Origin of the sequence: Allobosea sp. CCNWLY174 (genome assembly GCF_037120455.1) — a bacterium.
Classification (GTDB): Bacteria; Pseudomonadota; Alphaproteobacteria; order Rhizobiales; family Beijerinckiaceae; genus Allobosea; species Allobosea lupini.
The window spans coordinates 197,908-219,015 of record NZ_JBBBBQ010000005.1 but is presented as its reverse complement, the minus strand read 5'-3'; the positions used below and the strand labels follow the sequence as shown (position 1 = coordinate 219,015).

Annotated in this window: 26 protein-coding genes; 16 read left to right on the top strand and 10 right to left on the bottom strand. The window is 67.3% G+C overall.

Annotated elements, in window-relative coordinates; all coding sequences use genetic code 11:
- Positions 1 to 41: 41 nt before the first annotated feature.
- Entirely contained in the window at positions 42 to 449 is a 408-nt protein-coding gene (locus tag V7S63_RS17230; RefSeq protein ID WP_336531094.1) for a VOC family protein, read from the top strand.
- A gap of 114 nt (positions 450 to 563) precedes the next feature.
- Here V7S63_RS17230 and V7S63_RS17225 read toward each other — a convergent pair whose 3' ends face one another.
- From V7S63_RS17225 to V7S63_RS17210, 4 genes are all read right to left on the bottom strand, one after another.
- Entirely contained in the window at positions 564 to 1,079 is a 516-nt protein-coding gene (locus V7S63_RS17225) for a winged helix-turn-helix transcriptional regulator (RefSeq protein WP_336531093.1), read from the bottom strand.
- A gap of 154 nt (positions 1,080 to 1,233) precedes the next feature.
- Positions 1,234 to 1,758: a DUF3237 domain-containing protein gene (locus V7S63_RS17220; protein ID WP_336531092.1), complete on the bottom strand. Its 525-nt coding sequence runs from the start codon at positions 1,756 to 1,758 to the stop codon at positions 1,234 to 1,236.
- Positions 1,758 to 2,156 (bottom strand): nuclear transport factor 2 family protein, encoded by a 399-nt coding sequence (locus tag V7S63_RS17215; RefSeq protein WP_336531091.1) that lies wholly within the window; start codon positions 2,154 to 2,156, stop codon positions 1,758 to 1,760. The genes V7S63_RS17220 and V7S63_RS17215 overlap by 1 nt, the downstream gene beginning before the upstream one ends.
- A gap of 187 nt (positions 2,157 to 2,343) precedes the next feature.
- Entirely contained in the window at positions 2,344 to 2,946 is a 603-nt protein-coding gene (locus V7S63_RS17210; RefSeq protein WP_336531090.1) for a TetR/AcrR family transcriptional regulator, read from the bottom strand.
- A gap of 107 nt (positions 2,947 to 3,053) precedes the next feature.
- On the opposite strand from V7S63_RS17210, the gene V7S63_RS17205 reads away from it, so the two are divergent.
- The 7 genes from V7S63_RS17205 (at position 3,054) to fabF (ending at position 9,695) form a co-directional block, all read left to right on the top strand.
- Complete coding sequence (locus tag V7S63_RS17205; protein ID WP_336531089.1) at positions 3,054 to 3,779, top strand: NIPSNAP family protein; 726 nt, start codon at positions 3,054 to 3,056, stop codon at positions 3,777 to 3,779.
- A gap of 360 nt (positions 3,780 to 4,139) precedes the next feature.
- Positions 4,140 to 4,811 carry a CerR family C-terminal domain-containing protein gene (locus tag V7S63_RS17200; RefSeq protein WP_336531088.1) on the top strand — a complete coding sequence of 224 codons (672 nt, stop codon included), beginning with the start codon at positions 4,140 to 4,142 and terminating at the stop codon, positions 4,809 to 4,811.
- A complete protein-coding gene (locus V7S63_RS17195) occupies positions 4,808 to 5,764 on the top strand; it encodes an HlyD family secretion protein (protein ID WP_336531087.1) in 957 nt (318 codons plus the stop codon). The genes V7S63_RS17200 and V7S63_RS17195 overlap by 4 nt, the downstream gene beginning before the upstream one ends.
- A complete protein-coding gene (locus V7S63_RS17190; protein WP_336531086.1) occupies positions 5,761 to 6,693 on the top strand; it encodes an ABC transporter ATP-binding protein in 933 nt (310 codons plus the stop codon). Before V7S63_RS17195 ends, V7S63_RS17190 begins: the two co-directional genes overlap by 4 nt.
- A 5-nt stretch (positions 6,694 to 6,698) precedes the next feature.
- Entirely contained in the window at positions 6,699 to 7,841 is a 1,143-nt protein-coding gene (locus tag V7S63_RS17185) for an ABC transporter permease (RefSeq protein WP_336531176.1), read from the top strand.
- A 73-nt stretch (positions 7,842 to 7,914) separates the two neighbouring features.
- Positions 7,915 to 8,418: a winged helix-turn-helix transcriptional regulator gene (locus tag V7S63_RS17180; protein ID WP_336531085.1), complete on the top strand. Its 504-nt coding sequence runs from the start codon at positions 7,915 to 7,917 to the stop codon at positions 8,416 to 8,418.
- 11 nt (positions 8,419 to 8,429) lie between these two features.
- On the top strand, positions 8,430 to 9,695 hold the full coding sequence (gene fabF, locus V7S63_RS17175) for a beta-ketoacyl-ACP synthase II (protein WP_336531084.1): 1,266 nt from the start codon (positions 8,430 to 8,432) through the stop codon (positions 9,693 to 9,695).
- Positions 9,696 to 9,881: 186 nt separating this feature from the next.
- On the opposite strand, the gene V7S63_RS17170 is transcribed toward fabF, so the two are convergent.
- A complete protein-coding gene (locus tag V7S63_RS17170; protein WP_336531083.1) occupies positions 9,882 to 10,871 on the bottom strand; it encodes a zinc-dependent alcohol dehydrogenase family protein in 990 nt (329 codons plus the stop codon).
- Positions 10,872 to 10,974: 103 nt separating this feature from the next.
- On the opposite strand from V7S63_RS17170, the gene V7S63_RS17165 reads away from it, so the two are divergent.
- The 3 genes from V7S63_RS17165 to V7S63_RS17155 all read left to right on the top strand — a co-directional run bounded on the left by V7S63_RS17165 (position 10,975) and on the right by V7S63_RS17155 (position 12,606).
- Complete coding sequence (locus V7S63_RS17165) at positions 10,975 to 11,871, top strand: LysR substrate-binding domain-containing protein (protein ID WP_336531082.1); 897 nt, start codon at positions 10,975 to 10,977, stop codon at positions 11,869 to 11,871.
- A gap of 66 nt (positions 11,872 to 11,937) precedes the next feature.
- Entirely contained in the window at positions 11,938 to 12,195 is a 258-nt protein-coding gene (locus tag V7S63_RS17160) for a type II toxin-antitoxin system Phd/YefM family antitoxin (protein ID WP_336531081.1), read from the top strand.
- 3 nt (positions 12,196 to 12,198) lie between these two features.
- Positions 12,199 to 12,606, top strand: a complete 408-nt coding sequence (locus V7S63_RS17155; protein WP_336531080.1) for a type II toxin-antitoxin system VapC family toxin — start codon at positions 12,199 to 12,201, stop codon at positions 12,604 to 12,606.
- A 60-nt stretch (positions 12,607 to 12,666) separates the two neighbouring features.
- Here the strand turns inward: V7S63_RS17155 and V7S63_RS17150 are convergent, their stop codons facing one another.
- Positions 12,667 to 14,196 (bottom strand): acyl-CoA carboxylase subunit beta, encoded by a 1,530-nt coding sequence (locus V7S63_RS17150; protein WP_336531079.1) that lies wholly within the window; start codon positions 14,194 to 14,196, stop codon positions 12,667 to 12,669.
- 118 nt (positions 14,197 to 14,314) lie between these two features.
- The gene (locus tag V7S63_RS17145) at positions 14,315 to 15,694 is read right to left on the bottom strand and encodes an aminotransferase-like domain-containing protein (RefSeq protein WP_336531078.1); all 1,380 of its coding nucleotides are present in this window, start codon (positions 15,692 to 15,694) and stop codon (positions 14,315 to 14,317) included.
- Positions 15,695 to 15,792: 98 nt separating this feature from the next.
- On the opposite strand from V7S63_RS17145, the gene V7S63_RS17140 reads away from it, so the two are divergent.
- Genes V7S63_RS17140 through V7S63_RS17125 form a run of 4 tightly spaced genes read left to right on the top strand, consistent with a single transcriptional unit; the run spans position 15,793 to position 17,760 of the window.
- Positions 15,793 to 16,389, top strand: coding sequence for a LysE family translocator (locus tag V7S63_RS17140; RefSeq protein WP_336531077.1), 597 nt, complete (start codon positions 15,793 to 15,795; stop codon positions 16,387 to 16,389).
- 56 nt (positions 16,390 to 16,445) lie between these two features.
- A complete protein-coding gene (locus V7S63_RS17135) occupies positions 16,446 to 16,757 on the top strand; it encodes an ArsR/SmtB family transcription factor (RefSeq protein ID WP_336531076.1) in 312 nt (103 codons plus the stop codon).
- Positions 16,754 to 17,095, top strand: a complete 342-nt coding sequence (locus V7S63_RS17130; RefSeq protein WP_336531075.1) for an SRPBCC family protein — start codon at positions 16,754 to 16,756, stop codon at positions 17,093 to 17,095. Before V7S63_RS17135 ends, V7S63_RS17130 begins: the two co-directional genes overlap by 4 nt.
- Positions 17,096 to 17,151: 56 nt before the next feature.
- Positions 17,152 to 17,760 carry an ATP-dependent Clp protease proteolytic subunit gene (locus tag V7S63_RS17125; RefSeq protein WP_092161998.1) on the top strand — a complete coding sequence of 203 codons (609 nt, stop codon included), beginning with the start codon at positions 17,152 to 17,154 and terminating at the stop codon, positions 17,758 to 17,760.
- Positions 17,761 to 17,942: 182 nt separating this feature from the next.
- On the opposite strand, the gene V7S63_RS17120 is transcribed toward V7S63_RS17125, so the two are convergent.
- From V7S63_RS17120 to V7S63_RS17110, 3 genes are read right to left on the bottom strand one after another with little or no spacing between them, the layout of a single operon-like run.
- Complete coding sequence (locus tag V7S63_RS17120; protein ID WP_336531074.1) at positions 17,943 to 18,332, bottom strand: DUF1801 domain-containing protein; 390 nt, start codon at positions 18,330 to 18,332, stop codon at positions 17,943 to 17,945.
- 5 nt (positions 18,333 to 18,337) lie between these two features.
- Positions 18,338 to 19,126: an ATP12 family chaperone protein gene (locus tag V7S63_RS17115; RefSeq protein ID WP_336531073.1), complete on the bottom strand. Its 789-nt coding sequence runs from the start codon at positions 19,124 to 19,126 to the stop codon at positions 18,338 to 18,340.
- 32 nt (positions 19,127 to 19,158) lie between these two features.
- Positions 19,159 to 20,157, bottom strand: coding sequence for a P1 family peptidase (locus tag V7S63_RS17110; RefSeq protein ID WP_336531072.1), 999 nt, complete (start codon positions 20,155 to 20,157; stop codon positions 19,159 to 19,161).
- Positions 20,158 to 20,398: 241 nt separating this feature from the next.
- Between V7S63_RS17110 and V7S63_RS17105 the strand changes: the two genes are divergently transcribed.
- The gene (locus tag V7S63_RS17105) at positions 20,399 to 21,067 is read left to right on the top strand and encodes a Spy/CpxP family protein refolding chaperone (protein ID WP_336531071.1); all 669 of its coding nucleotides are present in this window, start codon (positions 20,399 to 20,401) and stop codon (positions 21,065 to 21,067) included.
- Positions 21,068 to 21,108: the final 41 nt, after the last annotated feature.

The window sequence follows — 21,108 nt, the reverse complement described above, 5'->3', positions numbered from 1 at the left end:
CAGAGCGTGGCGCGCAGCGCGACGCTCGCGGGAGATGGCAAATGGTCAAGATGATTTTCGTGAACCTGCCGGTGGCGGAACTGGCGCGTGCCAGGGCCTTCTACGAGGCGCTGGGCTTCGTCAACAACCCCCAGTTCAGCGACGAAGGCTCCGCCTGCATGGTCTGGAGCGAGGCGATCCATGTGATGCTGCTTACCCATGCCAAATGGCAGGGCTTCACCAGCCGCCCGATTCCGCCGGCGGGCATGAGCGAGGTGATGCTGGCGGTCTCCTGCGAGAGCCGCGAGGCGGTCGACCGGATGAACGAGGCGGCGGCCAGCCATGGCGGCACCGCCGACGTCAATCCACAGCAGGATCTCGGCTTCCTGTTCAATCGCAGCCTGGCCGACCCCGACGGCCATGTCTGGGAGGCCGTGTGGATGGATCCGGCGGCGATCCCAGCGGGCTGAGACGCAGGTTCGCTCTTGTAAGGACCTTCCAATAGCCAAACCGGTCGAAAAGCCCGGCGGGGGACCGCCGGGCTTCTTTCAATCCGGTGCCAGGCGGCCGGTGAACAAGTCGCATCACCGCGGCTTGAAGTCCGCCCATCGCTTGTCCCGCTCAGCCGCATAGGCCTCGTCGAGGGTCGAGGTGAGATCGTCGCGGCGCATCACCTCGCCGCAGTTCTGGCAGGTCGGTCCAAGGCCAGGGTCGGCACCGCACGGATTGTGCACATAGCGGACCGCGACCTTCTCCTCGCCGGATTTGAGCCAGGTCTCGCCCCAGGCCCGCAGCGCCAGCAGGACAGGATGAAACGCCAGGCCCATGGGGGTCAGGACGTATTCGTGCCGGAGCGGCCGCGTGCTGTAGGCGCGCCGCTCCAGCAAGCCCAGCGCCTCCAGCTTCTTCAGCCGGGTCGCCAGCATCTGCGGGGTAACGTCGGCCTGGCACTGCAGCTGCTCGAAGCGGCCATTCCCCATGAACAGCTCCCGCAGGATCACCACGGTGAAACGATCCCCGACGAGCGCCTGGGCGCGTGCGACCGGACAGAGCGTCTGATCGGCCCCCGATGCTCCGGCTTCCATCGTGCAGCTATCCATCGGTCGCTCCCAATATGAAAACCATAGGGATCAAGGTCGGCTTGGCAATACATCAGCCAACAATCGCGGGCTCGCTCGCAGCCATCGTCCATGCGAGGGCGCAGCTCGGCACTGGACACTGCGCAGCGCTGTCCATGCGCTGCGCAGCTGCGCCTCACAGGATGCGGTACATCCGATGATCGATGCGGCCCTGACCGTATTCGCCGTAGCCGACGGTGACGATGCCGCAAAGCCAGGCATAGCGCTCGTCCGATGTCTCGAACCTGGGCGTCGGGCGCACATAGCTCTCGTCGAAGGATATCCGCTCGCCCCTGGCCAGGCGCTGACGGCCATCCGCCGGGAATTTGAGGAGGCCGTGCGACTCGTAGTGGATGAGAACGCCATCATCGGTGCGCAGGGTTGCGCGGACATCCATGCGGCTGATGCCGTCTGCGCCGAGGGAGACCCAGTCGCCGCCGCCCGGCAGCATCTGGCCACGCAGCCGAGGCCCTTCAAGGCGGCCGCCCTTGACCACGAAGGTCAAGCGCGTGCCGACCGGCGTCGGGATCACCTGGCCGATTTCCAGATCGATGCTGAGATCGAACAGATGCTCGACCGGCAGCGCGTCGACCAGCGCCCGATCGAACAACGGCGCCACGCGGTCGGCGGCAGATGCTTCTTGGTTCGTGGCCGTGTCCATCATGCCGCTTCGAACGCCGCCTTGACCTCAGCGAAATTGAAAAAGGTGTCCTTGCTCCTGACGAGCCCGTTGTGGTCGACCTCGACGACATCAAGGGCTCGGAAGCCTCGGCGATCCTTCCCGTCCGGCTTGAACGTCAGAGTCCAGTCGAGCGTCCAGTGACGGTCACCGAGCAAGAGCCGGTGCGTCTCCACGCCGAACTCGGGGTAACGCTCGAAAACCTGCGAGAACTCCGCGCGCAGTGCATCGCGACCTCGAATTTGGCCGACACGGCCATGGGCCTGGAAGGTGGACTCCTCAGCATGCAGGGCGAGGATGGCATCGACATCATGGGACTTCCAGGCAGCCGCGTATCGCTCCGCGATCTCCGCAACGTTCAAATCGGCATGTGTGGACAAGACGTCCTCCGGGGTTCGAGCGCGGCCGTCCGCGCTCCAGAACACTACCTATGATTTTCATAGAATCAAGTGACTATGAAAAGAAAAGTGAATATCGGCCGACCGCGGACGCGCGTTTCGGACCGTGGCGCTGGCGTGCGCGACATGGCATCGGCTAACTGGACTGGGACCGCCTCAGGCGTGGCGCTCAGCTTGCGGCTAGCAAGGAGCGAAGCCTCTGCCAGCTTCGCCGCAGTGGCTCGGAGGTCTGCGAGGCCTTCGCCATCGCGATTCCGCCTGTGAATGTCGCCACGACGAGCGCTGCGAGGCCGGCGGCGTCGCCTGGCCCGGCCGGGTCTTCGGAAGCGCGATGGGGAAGGCGCTCGGCTATGACCGCACGCCATCGCGCATAGATCGCATCCATTTCCAGCCTGAGATCGTCGTCCTGCCGCGAGAGTTCGACGGCCAGGTTCCCGAGCGGGCAGCCGGACACCTTGCCGTTGGCGTCCAGCTCGTCGAGCACCGACAAGAACACCGCATCGAGGCCGGCAATGGCGCTGGGTGCGCGGCGGAGCGGATCGATCCAGGTGGCTTCGATCGACGCTGCGACACGCTCGCGAATGACGGCGAGGCCCAATGCTTTCTTCGTCGGAAAATGATGCGAGAAAGCCCCGCCGGAAACACCCATTGCGGCCTTCAGGTCGCCGATCGAGGTCGAGCCGAAGCCATGGACGGTGAACGCCTCGAACGCCTGGTCGATGATCGCGTTGCGCAGGCCATCGGGATCGTTGCGCTGCGCTCGGCGTCCCATGCCCTTCTCCCGTTCGTCCGATATCGAGCTCCCCGAAAAATAGGCGATTGACAAAACAGGTCAACTGTCCTGTAAAACAGGACAGTTGACCTGTTTGGAGGAATCCGGTGTCGATCCTTTTCGAGCTGCGGCGCTATCGGCTGAAGCCGGGCGCTTTCGACGAGCTGCTCACCCTCTTCGAGCGCGAGTTCGTCCACACCCAGGAAGCTGTCGGAATGGACGTCCCGGCGATTTACCGCGACATCGGCGATCCAGACGCCTTCGTCTGGCTCCGCTCGTTCGAGAACATCGATGCGCGCGCACAAGCTCTCGCAACCTTCTACACCGGCGACGTCTGGAACCGTTTCGGCCCTGCGGCGAATGCGACGATGGTCAACTCGGACAATGTGCTGCTGCTTGCTCCCGGCAGGCTCGATCCGGCACTGCTCCCAAGATCCGGCGCCGACCGAGAAGACGCATCGGGCACGGCCGGAAAAGGTCTGATCACCATCTCGATCTGCTCACTCGCCCCCGGCCGCGAGCAGGAATTCGCGATCTTTTTCGAGACAGAGGCGAGACCGCTCCTCGAGCAGGCAGGCGCCAGGATCGACGCGACCTTCGTCACCGCAGCAGAGAGGAATTCGTTTCCCCGGCTTCCCGTGCGCGAAGGCGAACCCGTGTTCGTCTGGATCGCGGCCTTTGCGGACGCAGCGGCCGAAACAGCCTATCAGTCCAGGCTCGAGCAGGCAGAAGCGTGGCGGGATGCGGTGTATCCCGCTCTGGACCGACGGCTATGGCGCCCGATCGAGACGGCGCGGCTCATCCCCACCGGGCGCTCGCGCCATCGCTGGTAGGCGATGCCAAGCTCGCGGGTAGCGCAGGTGAAAAGAAGCTGACGGCTGGGCCTGCGCTGCGGTGACGACAATGGTTCGTTTGGCCCGGCAATATCTGCGCCACCGCTTCGATGGATCGCCGCAGGGTGGCGAATTTTTCCCCGTCCCGCTGCGATGCCGCTCCGCTGCAGAAAGATGTCCCGATGACGGTGCCCCAGCGGCCTCTCGGGCCAGGTGATGGACCGGCTGCGTCGCGCTGGCGCACCGCGCAGGCTGGTGATCTCTTTGCCGATCGATACAAAGACGCCCGGATCCAACAACGCTCTCCTCGATTCAATCAATCGATTGATTAAATTCGGAAGCCGTGCTATCGGCCTCGCCATGGCACGTACATCCATTCTCAAGGACGCCGAGGGCACGCGGCAGGCGCTGATCCGCGCCGGGCTCGACCTGTTCGGCCGCAATGGCTTCGATGCGACCTCGACGCGTGAGATCGCCCAGGCGGCGAAGGTCAACAGCGCCGGCATCGCCTATCATTTCGGCGGTAAGGATGGGCTCAGGCAGGCCTGCGCCGAGGCGATCATCGCCCGGATGCAGGCCGTGCTGGCAGGTGGGGCTCCCACGGTCTCGATCACGATCGATGCGGCGGATCGCGACGTCGCCACCGAGCAGCTGCTTGCGCTGATCGACCGGGTCGTCGCCTTCCTGACGACGGTTCCGGAGAGCGAGGTCGTCGCTCGCTTCGTCGTGCGCGAGATGCTGACGCCGAGCCCGGCCTTTGAGACGATCTATAGCGGGCTGTTCGAACCGGTGCATCGCCGGGTCTGCAAGGTCTGGGCTGCAGCGACGGGTATGGAGCCGGAGGCGCCGGCAACCAAGCTCGCCGTCTTCGCCGCGATCGGCCAGGTCTTCTATTTCCGCATCGCGCGGCCGGCGGTCACCCGGCGCCTGGGCTGGGACGTGATCGGCCCGGAGGAGGCGCGCGCCATAGCCGAAACCGTCAGGCGCTCGGTTCGCGCCAGCATCCTCGCCTGCAGGGGAGAGGCGTCATGATCCTCGATTTCATCTGCTCCTTCGCCATCGCCGCTTCGCTCGGAATCTGCGCGCCGCCGACCAGTCGCGTCGTCGGCTATGTCGAGGGCGAATATGTCCGCCTCGGCCCGATCGACACGGCGCGGATCGAGAACGTCTCGGTCCGCCGCGGCGAGCGCGTCGCGCCCGGTGCGCTGCTTGCCGAACTGCAGGCCGACGATGCCCGCAATGCTGTCGCCGAGAGCGAGGCGCGGCTGGTGCAGGCGCAGGCGCAGCTCGCCAATCTGCTCAGCGGCAAGCGGCCGGAGGAGATCGCGGTGATCGAGGCGACAGCCGTCTCCGCCAAGGCGCAGGAGCGCGAGGCCGAGCGGGCGCTGGAGCGGCGGCAGGATCTCTTCCGGCGCGGCGTCTCGACCCAGGCCGATCTCGATCAGGCCCAGACCGCGCGCGACGTCGCCGCGGCGAATGTGCGCCAGAGCGCCGCCAATCTCGCCGTCGCCCGGCTGGCGGCGCGCGAAGAGGAGATCAAGGCGGCGCAGAACCAGGTGGCGCAGGCGCAGGCCGCGCTCGACCAGGCCAAGTGGCGGCTCGGCCAGCGCAAGCTGATGGCGCCGGCGGCCGGGATCGTCACCGATCTGGTGCGCCATCCCGGCGAGCTCGCCGGCCCGTCGGCGCCGGCGTTGACGATCCTGCCCGACGGTGCGGTCAAGCTGATGCTCTACGTGCCCGAGGCGCTGCTGTTCGGCACCACCGTCGGCACCCGGCTCGACGTGCGCTGCTCGGGCTGTCCGCAGGGGATGGCGGCCACCGTGTCCTATGTCTCGCAGGAGCCGGAATTCACCCCGCCGGTGATCTATTCGGCCGAAACGCGGCAGAAGCTGGTCTATCTCGTCGAGGCGCGGCCCGAGGGCGCCCCTGCGACGCGGCTCCAGCCTGGGCAGATCGTCGACGTCATGCTGCGGGGGCGGCGGTGAGCGAGCGCAACGTCATCGACGTGCGCGGCCTGACCAAGCGCTTCGGCAAGCGCACGGTCGTCGACAATGTCGACCTCGCGGTCAGGGAAGGGGAGATCGTCGGCTTCCTCGGGCCCAACGGCTCCGGCAAGACCACGACGATCCGTTTGATCTGCGGCCTGCTCACGCCCGATGCCGGGGAGGGGACGGTGCTCGGGCTGGATGTCCGCACCCAGAGCGCCGAGATCAAGCTCCAGGTCGGCTACATGACGCAGAAGTTCTCGTTCTACGAGGACCTGACGATCGAGGAGAACCTGACTTTCGTCGCCCGGCTCTATGCGCTCAAGCCGGTCGAGGATGCCGTGGCGCGCACGCTCGACAGTCTCGGCCTGACCTCGCGCAAGGACCAGCTCGCCGGCACGCTGTCGGGTGGCTGGAAGCAGCGCCTCGCACTCGCTGCCTGCATCATGCACCAGCCGAAGCTGCTTTTGCTCGACGAGCCGACCGCCGGCGTCGACCCCAAGGCGCGGCGCGAGTTCTGGGATGAGATCCACCGCCTCGCTGGCGACGGGCTGACCGTGCTGGTCTCGACCCATTACATGGACGAGGCCGAGCGCTGCCACCGCATCGGCTACATCGCCTATGGCCGCATGCTGGCGACCGGCACCGTCGACGAGGTGGTGAAAGGCTCGGGCCTTTCGACCTATGTCGTCCATGGCGCACTGAAGCCGGCCGAGATCGCCGCGCTGGCGAAGACCGATGGCGTCGAGCAGATCGCGCCCTTCGGGACGACATTGCACGTTGTCGGCACCGACAAGACTAGGCTCGAAGCCGTGCTGGCGCCTCTCAAGGACCGTCCCGGCATCCGTGTCGAGCCCGACGCGACCAGCCTGGAGGATGTCTTCATCCAGTTCATGGCGAAGGCGCAAGCCGAGGGGAGGGCGGCATGAGCACGATGGCGCTGGCATCCCTGTTCTCGCCCGGCCGGCTCGGCGCGGTGCTGGCCAAGGAGTTCGTCCAGATGCGGCGCGACCGCATCACCTTCGCGATGATGCTGGTGGTGCCGATCGTCCAGCTCCTGCTCTTCGGCTATGCGATCAACAACGATCCCAAGGGCTTGCCGGCGGCGGTTCTGGCGCTGGGCCAGGATCGCTACACCCGTTCGGTCGTCGCGGCATTGGAGGTCTCCGGCTATTACCGCTTCGCCAAGCGACCGGAGAGCGCGGCGGAGGCGCAGAGCCTGATGGCGCGCGGCGCGATCTCCTTCCTCGTCACCATTCCCAGCGATTTCGGCATGCGGGTCGAACGCGGGGACGAGCCGCGCATCCTGGTCGAGGCCGATGCGACCGATCCGGCGGCCTCGAGCAATGCCGTCGGTGCGCTCCAGACCATCGCCAGCCGGGCATTGACGCGGGCGCTCGGTACCGAGGAGCTCAAGCGCGAGCAGAGCGAGAGCGCGCTCTCCTTCGTCATCCACCGGCGCTACAATCCCGAGGGCATCACCCAGTACAACATCGTGCCCGGCCTGCTCGGTGTCATCCTGCAGATGACCATGGTGATGATGACGGCGATGGCGCTGACCCGCGAGATCGAGCGCGGAACCATGGAGAACCTGCTGGCGATGCCGGCGACGCCGGGCGAGATCATGCTCGGCAAGGTGCTGCCCTATCTCGCCGTCGGCAGCGTCCAGGTCGCGGTGGTGCTCTCGGCGGCGAAGCTGCTCTTCGGCGTGCCCTTCCTCGGCAGCCTCGGATTGCTGCTGACCTGCGTCACCATCTTCGTGCTGGCGCTGGTGCTGCTCGGCTACACGATCTCGACCATGGCGCGCACGCAGCTCCAGGCGATGCAATTGACCTTCTTCTTCTTCCTGCCCTCGCTGCTGCTCTCCGGTTTCATGTTCCCCTATGCCGGCATGCCGCTCTGGGCGCAGTGGCTCGGCGAGATCTTCCCGCTGACGCATTTTCTGCGGGTGGTCCGGGCGATCATGCTGAAGGGAGCCGATCTCGGCGATATCGGGCTGGAGGTGTTCTACCTCTCCATCTTCGTGCCGATCTATGCCGGCATCGCATTGCTGCGCTTCAGGAGCACGCTGGATTGATGGGCAGGGCGCCGTGCGTCGTTCGGCGTTGTCGCTTGCAAAACAATAGTGACTGCGGTAGCGAGCCTGGGCCATGCAACCCAAGCTCGCTCCCCTCACCGAATGCCCCTGCGCACTTGCCGTCGAGACCGTCGGCGAGTGGTGGAGCATCCTGATCCTGCGCGATGCGCTGCAGGGGCTCACCCGCTTCGACGAGTTCGAGCGCAGCCTCGGCATCGCGCCGAACATGCTGACGCGCCGGCTGAAGCATCTCACCGAGAGCGGGCTGTTCGAGCGGCGGCTCTATAGCGAGCGGCCGAAGCGCTACGAATATGTCCTGACCGAGAAGGGCCGGGACGTCTTCCCGGTCGTGGTGGCGTTGATCGGTTTCGCCAATCGGCATCTTGCCCCCGAAGGGGCCTCGCTGCTGCTGGCCGAGCGCGGGACCGGCCGGCCGATCACCCCGATCGTCGTCGACGCGGCGACCTTGCAGCCGGTCACTGCGGACAGCGCCACCGTCATCGCCGGGCCGCGCGCCAGCAACGACCTGCGCGAGCGCCTCGCGGCGCGCCAGGCCGCTACCCGAGCCAGATCGTAATAGGAGCCGCCATGCGCCGCATCGTCGTCACCGGACTGGGCGTCGTCTCGCCTCTGGGCTGCGGCACCGAGCTCGCCTGGCAGCGCCTGCTCGCCGGCCGCTCGGGCCTGCGCCGCCTGCCGGACGCGGTCGCCGAGACCCTGCCGGCCAAGATCGCTGGCATCGTGCCGGGCAAGGCCGAGGATAATGAGGGTGGCTTCGATCCGGATGTCGCGATCGCGCCGAAGGACCAGCGCAAGATGGACCGCTTCATCCAGTTCGCGCTGGTCGCGGCCAAGGAGGCGCTGGCGCAGGCCGGTTGGCAGCCGCAGGACGAAGCCGAGCGCGAACGCACCGCGACCGTGATCGCCTCGGGCATCGGCGGCTTTCCAGCGATCGCCGAGGCGGTCCGCACGACCGACCATCGCGGCGTGCGCCGGCTCTCGCCCTTCACCGTGCCGTCCTTCCTGGTCAATCTCGCGGCCGGACATGTCTCGATCGACCATGGCTTCAAGGGGCCGATCGGCGCGCCCGTCACCGCCTGCGCCGCCGGCGTCCAGGCGATCGGCGATGCTGCCAGGATGATCCGGGCCGGCGAGGTCGACATCGCACTCTGCGGCGGCAGCGAAGCCTGCGTCGATCTCGTCTCGCTGGGTGGCTTCGCCGCGGCGCGGGCGCTTTCGACCGGGTTCAACGACGAGCCGGAGAAGGCCTCGCGCCCCTTCGACCGTGACCGCGACGGCTTCGTCATGGGCGAGGGCGCCGGGATCCTGGTGATCGAGGCGCTGGAGCATGCGCAGGCGCGTGGCGCGACGATCATCGCGGAACTCACCGGCTACGGCACCAGCGCCGACGCCTATCACATCACCTCCGGCCCCGAGGATGGGTCGGGCGCACGCCGGGCGATGGAGACGGCGCTGAAGCAGGCGGGTCTCAAGCCCGGCGATGTCGCCCATCTCAACGCCCATTCGACTTCGACGCCGGTCGGCGATCGCGGCGAGCTCGCCGCGATCAAGGCGGTGTTCGGCAGCGAAGGCGGCATCGCGATCAGCGCGACGAAATCGGCGACCGGTCATCTGCTCGGCGCAGCCGGCGGGCTGGAGGCGGTCTTCACCGTCCTCGCTCTGCGTGACCAGATCGCGCCGCCGACGCTCAATCTCGAGAACCCGGACGAGGATGCCGCCGGGCTCGACCTCGTGGCGAAGGCGGCGAGACCGATGGCGATGGAGCACGCCATCTCGAACGGCTTCGGCTTCGGCGGCGTCAATGCCAGCGTGGTGTTCAGGCGCTGGGCCTGAGAGGGTTCGGAAGTTCGCAAAAAAAAGCGCGAGTCGTCCCGGGCGACCGAAGGCAGACCCGGGACCCATTCCGGAACCTCTATCGGAAAGGCTCAGGAATGGGTCCCGGATCAGCGCCGCTGCGCGGCTTGTCCGGGATGACATCCGTTTTGATGGCGAAGCCTGGCCGGTTGGCGATTCAGGCCCTCAAAGCGTCACCACGACCTTGCCGAACTGCTCGTTCGATTCGAGGTAGCGATGCGCCTCGACGATCTCCTCGAACGGAAACGTCCGGGCGATGGTCGGCTTCAGCGAGCCGTCGTTCAGGCCGTCCAGGATGAAGGTCTTGGCGGCGGCGAGCCGAGCCGGGTCGCCTGCGATTTCGTGGACGAGATAGCCGCGCAGCGTCAGGCTCTTGCTCAGGACGTTGAAGAGCGGGAAGGGCGTCGCCTGCGGGCTGAGGCCGCCATATTCGAACAGGATGCCGCCGCGCCCCATCGCGGCGGTCAGTGGGATGAAGGCTGGGCCGCCGACCGCGTCGAACACCACCCTGACGCCGTCTTCGCCTGCGATCTCCTTCAATCGGGCTTCCAAGCCATCTTCGGCCAGTGCGACGACATGGGCGGCGCCGGCCTCGCGCAGCGCCTGCGCCTTGCGCGAAGTCCGCGTCACCGCAATCGCGATCGCGCCGATCCGGTTGGCGATCTGGATCGCGGCGAGGCCGACGCTGCTCGACGCGGCGGTGATCACCACATGCTCGCCCCGCGCGAGCCGTGCGATGTCGACCAGCGCGCCATAGGCGGTCAGGTACTGCATCCAGCTCGCCGCAGCCGCCTCCCAGCCGAGCGTCGGCGGGTGCTTCACCACCAATTCGGCCGGGACGGTGATGATCTCGCCATGCACCGGCGAGCTCATCATCGAGCGCGGTGGCACCAGGCTGACGGCATCGCCCGGCGTGAGGCCTTCGACGCCGGCGCCGATGCTCTCGATCAGGCCCGCGGCTTCGAGGCCGATGCCGGATGGAAACCGCGCCTGCTCGATATAGCTTCCCGAACGAAACAGGACCTCGGCCCGGTTGAGGCCGAGCGCCTTGGTCCGAATCTGGACTTCGCCATGGCCGGGCGGTGGGACGTCGATGTCCTCGATGGTCAAAACCTCGGGGCCGCCATGGCGGTGAAAGCGGATCGTGCGGGCCATGCTCATGACTCCAAAACAGAGTGAATGAATGAGCTATGGCAGCGCGCCGTACTGCGATAAATTCCGCTCCACGATCGACAATCGGAACCATTGATTTCGGATGATGGACCGCCTCACCAGCATGGCCGTATTCGTCAGGGCGGTCGATCTCGGCTCCTTCGCAGCGGCAGCAGCGGCGCTCGGCCTGTCCGCGCCGATGGTCGGCAAGCATGTCCGTTTCCTGGAAGAGCGGCTCGGCGTGCGCCTGCTCAACCGCACGACGCGGCGGCAGAGCCTGACCGAGTTCGGCCTTGCCTATTACGAACGCTGCCGGACGGTCCTCGCCGAGTCCGAGGCGGCCGATGCGCTCGCCGCCGACCAATTCGGCGAGCCACGCGGCAAGCTTCGGGTGGCGCTGCCGGTGCTGTTCGGCCGGTGCTGCGTCATGCCGATCCTGCTCGACCTTGCCCGCCGGCACCCGCAGCTGGAACTCGACCTTGCCTTCGGTGACGGCTTCGTCGAGCTCGCCGAAGGCGCGCATGATCTCGCCATCCGCACCGGCGAGCTGCACGATGCGGCGAACCTCGTGACGCGCCGGCTCGCCCGCCAGCATATGATCGTCTGCGCCGCGCCGTCCTATCTCGACGCCCATGGAACGCCGACGCGGCTGGCCGATCTCGCCGATCATGACGCGCTGATCTATCGCCGTTCCGGTGGCGTGCGTCCCTGGCTGTTCCCTCGCGAGGATGGGCCGGCGGTGGAGATGATGCCGCGGCATCGTTTGCGGTTCGACGATCTCGAGGCGATCGCCGATGCGGCCTTGCTCGGCATGGGGCTCGCCTGGCTGCCGTCCTGGCTGGTGCGCGAGCGCCTGAAAGCCGGCGCGCTCGTCGAATTGCTGCCGGGCGAGGGGCGACTACCCTATGACGTCCACGCGCTCTGGCTGCAGACGCCGCACCTGCCGCCGAAGGTGCGCGTCGCCATCGACGCGCTGGCCGCGGAGCTGCCGGGACTGATGTGAGGCGCTTGCGCAGCGGCTGGAAAAGACTAGTTATCTGACTAGGTTGATTTGAGCGTGGAGGGCGGAATGAAGAGCTGGCCGGTGCAGGATGCGAAGGCGCGCTTCAGCGAGTTGCTCGAGACCTGTCTCAAGGAAGGCCCCCAGATTGTCAGCAAGCGAGGTGCTGACGCCGCGGTTCTGGTCCCGCTGAAGGAGTGGGAGCGGCTTCAGCGAAGTGCGAAGCCGACATTGAAGGACTTATTGCTCGCGGACGAGGCTCGGGTCGATCTGGATTTTCCCAGGCGTGGCCGGCTCCGCCGGCGCGAGCCCGGGGAGCTGGTGTGAAGCATGTATCTCCTCGATACCAATGTCGTCTCCGAACTGCGCCGCCTGCGGCCGCATGGCGCCGTGCTGGCTTGGCTGGATGGCGTGGCCGATGCCGACCTGCATCTGTCCGCGGTCACCATCGGAGAGATAGAGGCCGGTATCGAGATGACTCGTGAGCAAGACGTTGCCAAGGCGGCGGAGATCGAGGCTTGGCTGGATCAGGTCGCGCGGACCTACAACGTCCTCGACATGAATGCCGACGTCTTTCGCGCCTGGGCAAGGCTGATGCACCGAAAGTCGGGTGAGATCATCGAGGACGCGATGATCGCAGCAACCGCCTCCGTCCACGGGTTGACGGTGGTCACGCGCAACACCCGCGATTTCGAGGGGCTGAACGTCCCGCTCCTCAACCCGTTTGCAGCCACCTGAGCGGTGATCAGCTTCGGTTTGCCGGGGCTGATGTGAGGCGGCCCCGGCGTCAGGTTCCGCTCAGAGCGGGATGTTGTCGTGCTTGCGCCAGGGGCGCTCGACGCTCTTGGTGCGCAGCATGGCGAGGGCCCGCGCGATCCGGCGGCGGGTCGAATGCGGCATGATCACCTCGTCGATATAGCCGCGCTCGGCCGCGACGAAGGGGCTCATGAAGCGGTCTTCATATTCCTTGGTCTGGCGCGCGATGGTCTCGGCATCGCCGCCGCGGAAGATGATCTCGACCGCGCCCTTGGCGCCCATCACCGCGATCTGCGCAGTCGGCCAGGCATAGTTGACGTCGGCGCCGATATGCTTCGACGCCATCACGTCATAGGCGCCGCCGAAGGCTTTTCGCGTGATGATCGTGACCAGCGGGACTGTGCATTCGCTGTAGGCGAAGAGCAGCTTGGCGCCGTGCTTGATCAGACCGCCATATTCCTGCGCCGTGCCGGGCAGGAAGCCGGGAACGTCGACCAGCGTGACGATCGGGATCTCGAAGGCGTCGCAATAGCGCACGAAGCGGGCGCCCTTGCGGCTGGCGTCGGAATCGAGCACGCCGGCCAGCACCATCGGCTGGTTGGCGACGATGCCGACGGTGCGGCCCTCGATGCGGGCGAAGCCCGTAACGATGTTCTTCGCATAGGCCTCCTGGATCTCGAAGAAATCGCCCTCGTCGACGACCTTCAGGATCAGTTCCTTGATGTCATAGGGCTTGTTCGGATTGTCCGGCACCAGCGTATCGAGGCTCATATCGACGCGGTCGGGCACGTCGAAGGAGGGCCACTCAGGCACGCCGACGGTGTTGTTGGCCGGCAGGAAATCGATCAGGCGGCGCACCTGCAAGAGCGCCTCGACATCGTTCTCGAACGAGCCGTCGGCGACCGAGGATTTGCTGGTGTGGACCTTGGCGCCCCCCAGCTCTTCGGAGGTTACGGTCTCGTTGGTGACGGTCTTCACCACCTCGGGGCCGGTGACGAACATGTAGCTGGTGTCACGGACCATGAAAATGAAGTCGGTCATCGCCGGCGAATAGACGTCGCCGCCGGCGCAGGGACCCATGATCACCGAGATCTGCGGGATGACGCCCGAAGCCTGGACGTTGCGCTTGAAGACCTCGCCGTAGCCGCCGAGCGCCGCGACGCCCTCCTGGATGCGGGCGCCGCCGGCGTCGAACAGGCCGACGATGGGGGCGCGCATCTTCAGCGCCATGTCCTGGATCTTGATGATCTTCTGGGCGTGGGTCTCGGAGAGCGAGCCGCCGAAGACGGTGAAGTCCTTGGAGAAGACGAAGACGGTGCGGCCATTGACCGTGCCCCAGCCGGTGACGACGCCGTCGCCGGGGATCTTCTCGGCCTTGTCCATGCCGAAATCGACGGCGCGGTGCTGCACGAACATGTCGAACTCCTCGAAGGAGTCCTTGTCGAGCAGCAGCTCGATGCGCTCGCGGGCAGTGAGTTTGCCGCGCTTGTGCTGCGCCGCGATGCGCTTTTCGCCGCCGCCGAGGCGTGCGCCCGCGCGCCGGTCTTCGAGCTGTTCGAGAATGTCCTTCATCAAGAGCCTCCCGGGGCGCAATCTTTAAAGGTCCTGTTCCCGCTTAAGCGGCGCTGCGGGCGAAGTCCATTGCGGCCTTCGCAGCATGCGGCTGGCGTTTTGTGCGCCGCGGTGCCGGTCACGGCATCGCCCGGTTCTGCGGGCCGCTGCCGCCATCGAGAAGCAGGCTGCGCAGGCCTGCAAGTGCATCCTGTAGCCTGTCGAGCTTCGGGCCGCCGAGACTGAGCCGCACGCCCCATGACGGCGCCTGCGCATCGGCCAGGAAAATCTCGGGAGCCGGCAGGAGGATGCCCGAAGCGGCGGCGCGCGCCGGCAGCGCCGTGGCCCGCTCCGGTGCCATCGGCAGCCAGACATGGAAGCCATTGCCCGAGCTCAACGCGGTCCCGGGCGGCAGAAGCTCGTGCGCCAGGGCGACGCGACGGCTCGCCTCATCGCGAATCGAGCGCGTGACCGACGCTGCAGTGTCCTCGCTGAGCCAGCGCTCCATGATCAGGCAAGAGAGCAGGGACGCCATGGTGCAGGTCGCGGCAAGTTCGGCGAGGGCGGGCGCCAGCCAGGGCTCGGGGACGAGCAGCGAGCCGATGCGCAGGCCCGGGCTCAGCACCTTCGACAGGCCGGAGACATGCAGCGTCCGCTCCGGCGCGAGCGCGGCGATTGCGATCGTGCCCGGCTCGGCCAGGGCGGCGTGAATATCGTCCTCGATGATCACGGCATCGTGGGCGCGGCAGAGCTTTGCGATGTCCTGGCGCCGGGCTTCGCCCATCGTCGCCGTGGTCGGATTGTGCAGGGTCGGCGTGACGTAGAGCACGGCGCGCCGCCCCGCCGTTTTCGCCTCATGCAAGGCCTTGTCGAGCGCCTGCGGGGCGAGGCCCTGCTCGTCGATGGCGAGGCCGGTCAGCCGCAGGCCACGTCGGCGGGCCAGGGCGATCGCCCCGGGATAGCTCGACGCCTCCGTCAGCAATTCGGTGTCCGGCCCACAGGTGATCGCGAATGCGATCGCCAGGGCATGCTGGGCTCCGTGGCAGATCAGCAGCCGCTCGGGGGCAGCGGCAATGCCTGTCGGCGCGAGCCAGCGGGCCAGCAGAGCACGATGGTCGAGCCTGCCGGCGGGCGCCGCATAGGCTCCGAAGCTGTCGGCATCGAGCCGCCTTGCGAGGTCGGACAGGCTGGCGGCGAGCAGGCGGTCGCTCAGCTGCTGCGGGGGCACGTTCACGCTGAGATCGATCGTGCGACTGGCCGCTCGGGGCAAGCCGGCGACGAACATGCCGCGGCCGCGGACGCTACGCACCAGGCCGCGACGTTCGAGCTGCGCATAGGCCTTGGTCACCGTGCCGATACCAATATTGAGCTGCCAGGCGAGGGGGCGGTGAGCCGGCAGGCGCGCGCCCGATGGCAGCGAGCCGTCGGCGATATCGCGAGCGAGGGCCTCGACCAGCCTTTCGCTGGCCGAGCCACGGCCCTCCGCGAGGCGCGGTCGCCAGGGTGAAGCGAGGAGCATGTGACCTTACAAATTGCGTCACGGGACACTTTTCACCCTATGCAAGAAGTGTCACATCCACAATCACCGGCGCGACGCTTGCTAACGCTGGACCGGACATGACACCGCAATTGCTGCTCGCCTTCATCGGCTATGCCTTCGTGACCTCGATCACGCCCGGGCCGAACAACACGCTGCTGCTCGCCTCCGGCGCCAATCACGGTTTTCGTGCTAGCCTGCCGCTGCTGCTGGGGATCAATCTCGGCTTCTCCGGCCTCGTCCTTGCGGTAGGCCTTGGGCTAGGGGGGCTGTTCAGCGCGATCCCTGTCCTGCACGACATCCTGCGCTATGCGGGCAGCGCCTATCTTCTTTATCTCGCCTGGAAGATCGCTCGTTCGGCTCCTCTGGAGCCCGGCGCAGAGGCGGCGCCGCCGCTCAGCTTTCCGGCGGCCGCGGCGTTCCAGTGGGTCAATCCGAAGGCCTGGATCATGGCGGTCGGAGCGGTTGCGGCCTACACGCCGACGGAGGGCTACTTCCTCAATCTCGCGATCGTCGTGATCGCCTATGCGCTGGTGAACGGGCCCTGCATCGCGGTCTGGGCCATCGGCGGCACGATGCTGCGCGGCCTGCTCTCCGACCCGGCGCGGCAGCGCGTGTTCAACGTCGTGATGGGGCTGCTGCTGGCTGCTTCGCTCTACCCAATTGTGGTGAGCTGACAGGCGCTTTCGTCAGCCGCTTGCGAATGAAATAAGTATATGCTTATGTGTTAGACATGGAGCAGGACATCTTCAAAGCGCTGGCCGATCCGACCCGGCGGGCGATCTTCGAGAAGCTCGCTGTCGGCGGCATGAACGCCAGTGCCTTGCGCGAGGGCATGGCGATCAGCCAGCCGGCGATGTCGCAGCACCTCGCCGTGCTGCGGACCGCCGGGCTGGTGCGCGAGGAACGACAGGGGCGCTTCGTCAACTACGAGGTCGACCCGAACGGGCTTGTCCTGATCGCGCAATGGCTGGCGAAATACCGGGCCTACTGGCCGGCGCGCATCGATGCCCTCAAGGATCTGCTGCGGGACATGGACCAATGAGCGAGAGCGAGACGCAGGAGCGCACCAAGGAGCTGGTGTTCGCATATCAGCTCGATGCGCCGCCCGAGAAGGTCTGGCGGGCGCTCAGCATTCCCGCCTTTCGCGAGCGCTGGCTGCCGGCGCAGGTCGAGGCGTTGTCCAGCGTGCCGGGCGAAGAGCTGCGCTACCGCTTGAGGGAGGACGAGCCGCCCTTCCTCGAGAGCGTCGTGACTTTCCAGCTCGCGCCGAACAACGGCGGGACCGAGCTGCGGATCGTCCATAGCCTGACCGATACGCGGCTGAGCGCGTCGCCGGCACCTGCGAACAGCAACCAGCCGCTGATGCTGCGCGCCGCCTGACGGCGCGGGCCCGGTCCGCAAGCACCATCAACAATCCGGAACTGAGGAGGTCGTCGATGCACGGCACGATGCAGCTCGTCCCCATGGTCGTCGAACAGTCGACGCGCGGGGAACGCTCCTTCGACATCTACTCGCGGCTGCTGCGCGAGCGGATCGTCTTCCTGAACGGCGAGGTCAACGACGCCAGCGCCGCACTGGTCTGCGCGCAATTGTTGTTCCTGGAGGCCGAGAACCCGAAGCGGCCGGTCCATTTCTACATCAACTCGCCGGGCGGCGTGGTCACCAGCGGCCTCGCGATCTACGACACGATGCAGTACATCCGCTCACCCGTGCATACGCTCTGCATGGGCACGGCCCGCTCGATGGGCTCCTTCCTCCTGATGGCGGGCGAGCCGGGCGAGCGCGCGGCCTTGCCCAATGCCAGCCTGCATGTCCACCAGCCGCTCGGCGGGGCGCAGGGGCAGGCGTCCGACATCCTGATCCATGCCGAGGAGATCCAGAAGACCAAGCGGCGGATGATCCGGCTCTATGCCGAGCATTGCGGACGCAGCGAGGAGGAGGTCGAGCGCACGCTCGACCGCGACCGCTTCATGACCGCCGAGGAAGGCAAGGACTGGGGGCTGATCGACCGCGTGCTGACCGAGGCTCCGGCAGTGGAGGCATGAGGTATTTGCGGGATGTTGGTTCGGGACCTTTTCCCGTGCGCGAGTCGTCCCGGGCGTAAGGCCCGGGACCCATTTCGGAACCTCTCTCGGAAAGGCTCAGGCATGGGTCCCGGATCGGCGCCGCTTCGCGGCTTGTCCGGGACGACATGAAATGAGCAGAGCGACTTTGGCCGGGCAGACCGTCAGCCGCTCGGCCTGCTCGGATCGCCGAACTCGCGGTTGAGGTCGACCGCGGCGCGCACGAGCTCGGTCGCGATCTTCGTATCGACCGCATCGCCCGCGCGCAGCACCATGGTCGCGAGCTCGAACTTGCCGCCCGGCTTCAGCCGCGGCTCGATATGGCGCAGGCGCTTGCCGCGCCAGAAGCCGAAGAGCACGCGCTCGGCCTCGGCCCGGATCAGCAGCACGGGCCCGTTCGAAAAATAGACCAGATGCGTCCACTTGATCCGCTCGTCGAGCGGAGCTGCCGCCTTCACGGCAGCGCGCAGGGCCTCGACCGCCTTGAGTCGCCAGCCATCGAGCTGGGCGATATAGTCTTCCGGGTTGTCAGCCTTGGGCGCGCCCGGGATCATCGCCTCTAGCCCTTCGTCAGCAGCAGCACGGCGGCGTCGTATTCCTTGCGGCGGATGGCGCGGCGCTCGGCCGCTTCCTCGTCCTGACCCCAGATCTCGATCTGGTAGTCCTCGTCGAGATGGGCGGCGGCCCAGGCCGCCTCGGCGTCGATCAGCCGCTCAGTCAACGCGAGCATCAGGATGGTCGAGCCGGTCAGCGTCATGACGTTGTGGGCGCCGGCGAGCGCGACCGGGGAGGTGATCGCGGCGACGCGCTTGGCCACGGCGTCGAGCACCGTCTGTGGCTGCTGCGTGAAGATCACGCCCTGCGCCATGACGAAGCGACCGCCGATACGGTCTTCGAGCGCCACGATCAGCGGGTTCCAGACCGCATCCTGCCGCTCGACCAGCGCTTCGGGCTCGCCGGCGCGATAGCAGAGCGCATCGCTGCCGGCATAGCGGACGATCTCGGCGCGGACGGCCCCATGCTGGTCGGCCACGCCGTCGAGCGCCGAATTGACCAGCCGGGTCAGCGGCATGCGGGCCGGGTCGATCTCACCGGTCTGGGCGTCCCATTCCGCCGCCAGCGCTTCGGCGACAGTGCGCGATGCTACGGCGAGCGGCTTGCGGGCCGGGGTGCGGGCGGTGCGGCCGTCGAGCGCGACATGGAACAGGTCGTCACGCTCCAGCACGCCCGCTTTCTCGTAGAAGCGCTTGGGCAGCGGGTTGCGCATCGCCTGCTGGGCGGCGGCGACGGGATCGGGCTGGCGCTGGCCGGCAGCGCCGAAGCGGGCAAGGAAATCATCGGTCGACATGGGCCGGGGTCTAACACGACGCCGAGCGCTGGTCAGCCACCGAACCTGTCGCGCCAGGCCGGCTTGGCGCCCGCAAAGGGCAGGGCGCTAGCTGAATATACCGCCCGCGCCACGGCGCGCGCCAGCACGTCGGCGGCGGTGGCACAGAGTTCGGTCAGGGCATAGGCATCCGACGGGGCGCCGCTATGGCCGGTCGCGGCGGCGAAGACGACGTCGCCGTCGAGCGGGGCGTGCACGGGGCGCAGTGCCCGCGCCAGCCCGTCATGGGCGCAGAGCGCCATACGCTTGGCCTGTGCCTTGGTCAGCACGGCGTCGGTCGCGACCAAGGCGATGGTGGTGTTGGCGCCGGGCCCACCCTTTAAACGCAGGCCGAGGTCCTCAGGTGGGATCGTCGCCGGCCAGCCACGGCCGCCGAACTCGGCGCCTTGCTCGTAAGGCGCGGCCCAGAAATGCGGGCCGTCGCCGATCGTCGCGGTGCCGACGGCGTTGACCGCGACCAGCGCGCCGACGACCTGGCCGGTCGCTGCCCTCGCACTGGCCGAGCCGAGCCCGCCCTTGAGATTGGCAGTGGTCGCGCCGAAGCCGGCGCCGACGCTGCCGAGCGTGAACTCGGCCGCAGCGGCGGCGCTCGCAGTCTCGGCGAGAGCGCGATAGGGCGCCTCGCCCTCGCCGCGGGCGAAGGGCTTGTCGCCGCCATTGGCGAGGTCGAACAGGATCGCCTGCGGCACGATCGGCACGCGATAGCCGGCGATCGGGAAGCCGCGTCCTTGCCGCGCCAGCCAGCTCAGGGCGCCATCGGCAGCGGATAGGCCCCAGATCGAGCCGCCGGAGAGAACGATGCCGTCGATATGCTCGACCGTCATGCCCGGCTCGAGCAGCGCGGTGTCGCGCGTGCCGGGCGCACCGCCGAGCACGGCGACGGAAGCGATGCTCGGCCGCTCGAACAGGGCGACGGTGACCCCGGTCGCGGCAGCGGAATCCTCGGCATTGCCCACGAGGACGCCACGAACATCGGTGATGAGATTGCGCATGGCTGAAGCTCGTTGCGGATTCGGCGCGGTGATCATTGCCGGCATGCTGCGCCGATTCGGCGTAGCGCGGCGACCCTGATGGAACTTACCGCTCGTCGGCGCGTCGTGCCGACATTACGATCTTGTCATGCGTGCGCCATGGCCGGGTCAGGCCGTCCGAGGCATCGTGGCGACATCGCGACCCGGCTTCGAGACCCGCAAAGCGACCCGTTGTTGTAGACACCACAATCGGAGACCTCGCATGAAACGCATCGCCCTCATCGTCGCCTCCAGCGCTGCGGCTGTCGCTGCGACCCTGGCGATCGCACAGCCACAGCCGATCCCGCCCGCTCCGGGCGGCAATCCGCCGGGGCAGCAGCAGAACGAGACGCGCGGTGATCGTGCGGATCGCGGCGATCGCACCGACCGGCGCGAGGAATGGCGCCAGCGCCGCGCCGAGCGGGCGACCGCACGGATGAACGAGCGCCTCGCCCAGCTGCGCACCGACCTCAAGCTCAAGCCCGAGCAGGTGCCGGCCTTCGAGAAGCTGGAAGCGCTGATCAAGCGCAATGCCGAGCAGCGCCAGGAGCGCTTCGCCAAGATGCGCGAGCAGCGCGAGACCTTCCGCGACGCCGACATCATGGAGCGGCTCGACATGATGGCGAACCGCCAGGGCGAGCGCGCGGCCCGCAGCAAGGAGATGGCGGATGCGGTGCGCCCGCTCTGGTCGACGCTGTCGGACGAGCAGAAGACCGTGGCACGCCGGGCCGTGCGCCAGGCGATGTCGGAAGGCCGCGAGCGGATGCGCGAGATGCGCGGGCGCTCGATGGAATGGCATGGCCGGGGCGGCGATCGTGACCGCTATGGCGATGACGATCGGGGACCGCGCCGCTGGCGCGACCGCGGCCATGACGACGACGATCGCGGCTGATTGCCTGCTGTCGGAAATGAGAAGGGCTGCCGCGGGGCCGC

Bases quoted from the DNA above. Each gene is read 5' to 3' on its own strand.
- V7S63_RS17185 (WP_336531176.1), top strand. From the start codon at position 6,699: ATGGCGCTGGCATCCCTGTTCTCGCCCGGCCGGCTCGGCGCGGTGCTG.
- V7S63_RS17200 (WP_336531088.1), top strand. From the start codon at position 4,140: ATGGCACGTACATCCATTCTCAAGGACGCCGAGGGCACGCGGCAGGCG.
- V7S63_RS17165 (WP_336531082.1), top strand. From the start codon at position 10,975: ATGGACCGCCTCACCAGCATGGCCGTATTCGTCAGGGCGGTCGATCTC.
- fabF (WP_336531084.1), top strand. From the start codon at position 8,430: ATGCGCCGCATCGTCGTCACCGGACTGGGCGTCGTCTCGCCTCTGGGC.
- V7S63_RS17145 (WP_336531078.1), bottom strand. From the start codon at position 15,694: ATGCTCCTCGCTTCACCCTGGCGACCGCGCCTCGCGGAGGGCCGTGGC.
- V7S63_RS17125 (WP_092161998.1), top strand. From the start codon at position 17,152: ATGCACGGCACGATGCAGCTCGTCCCCATGGTCGTCGAACAGTCGACG.
- V7S63_RS17170 (WP_336531083.1), bottom strand. From the start codon at position 10,871: ATGGCCCGCACGATCCGCTTTCACCGCCATGGCGGCCCCGAGGTTTTG.
- V7S63_RS17130 (WP_336531075.1), top strand. From the start codon at position 16,754: ATGAGCGAGAGCGAGACGCAGGAGCGCACCAAGGAGCTGGTGTTCGCA.
- V7S63_RS17180 (WP_336531085.1), top strand. From the start codon at position 7,915: ATGCAACCCAAGCTCGCTCCCCTCACCGAATGCCCCTGCGCACTTGCC.
- V7S63_RS17110 (WP_336531072.1), bottom strand. From the start codon at position 20,157: ATGCGCAATCTCATCACCGATGTTCGTGGCGTCCTCGTGGGCAATGCC.
- V7S63_RS17150 (WP_336531079.1), bottom strand. From the start codon at position 14,196: ATGAAGGACATTCTCGAACAGCTCGAAGACCGGCGCGCGGGCGCACGC.
- V7S63_RS17120 (WP_336531074.1), bottom strand. From the start codon at position 18,332: ATGATCCCGGGCGCGCCCAAGGCTGACAACCCGGAAGACTATATCGCC.
- V7S63_RS17115 (WP_336531073.1), bottom strand. From the start codon at position 19,126: ATGTCGACCGATGATTTCCTTGCCCGCTTCGGCGCTGCCGGCCAGCGC.
- V7S63_RS17210 (WP_336531090.1), bottom strand. From the start codon at position 2,946: ATGGGACGCCGAGCGCAGCGCAACGATCCCGATGGCCTGCGCAACGCG.
- V7S63_RS17135 (WP_336531076.1), top strand. From the start codon at position 16,446: ATGGAGCAGGACATCTTCAAAGCGCTGGCCGATCCGACCCGGCGGGCG.
- V7S63_RS17105 (WP_336531071.1), top strand. From the start codon at position 20,399: ATGAAACGCATCGCCCTCATCGTCGCCTCCAGCGCTGCGGCTGTCGCT.
- V7S63_RS17195 (WP_336531087.1), top strand. From the start codon at position 4,808: ATGATCCTCGATTTCATCTGCTCCTTCGCCATCGCCGCTTCGCTCGGA.
- V7S63_RS17225 (WP_336531093.1), bottom strand. From the start codon at position 1,079: ATGGATAGCTGCACGATGGAAGCCGGAGCATCGGGGGCCGATCAGACG.
- V7S63_RS17220 (WP_336531092.1), bottom strand. From the start codon at position 1,758: ATGGACACGGCCACGAACCAAGAAGCATCTGCCGCCGACCGCGTGGCG.
- V7S63_RS17155 (WP_336531080.1), top strand. From the start codon at position 12,199: ATGTATCTCCTCGATACCAATGTCGTCTCCGAACTGCGCCGCCTGCGG.
- V7S63_RS17230 (WP_336531094.1), top strand. From the start codon at position 42: ATGGTCAAGATGATTTTCGTGAACCTGCCGGTGGCGGAACTGGCGCGT.
- V7S63_RS17140 (WP_336531077.1), top strand. From the start codon at position 15,793: ATGACACCGCAATTGCTGCTCGCCTTCATCGGCTATGCCTTCGTGACC.
- V7S63_RS17160 (WP_336531081.1), top strand. From the start codon at position 11,938: ATGAAGAGCTGGCCGGTGCAGGATGCGAAGGCGCGCTTCAGCGAGTTG.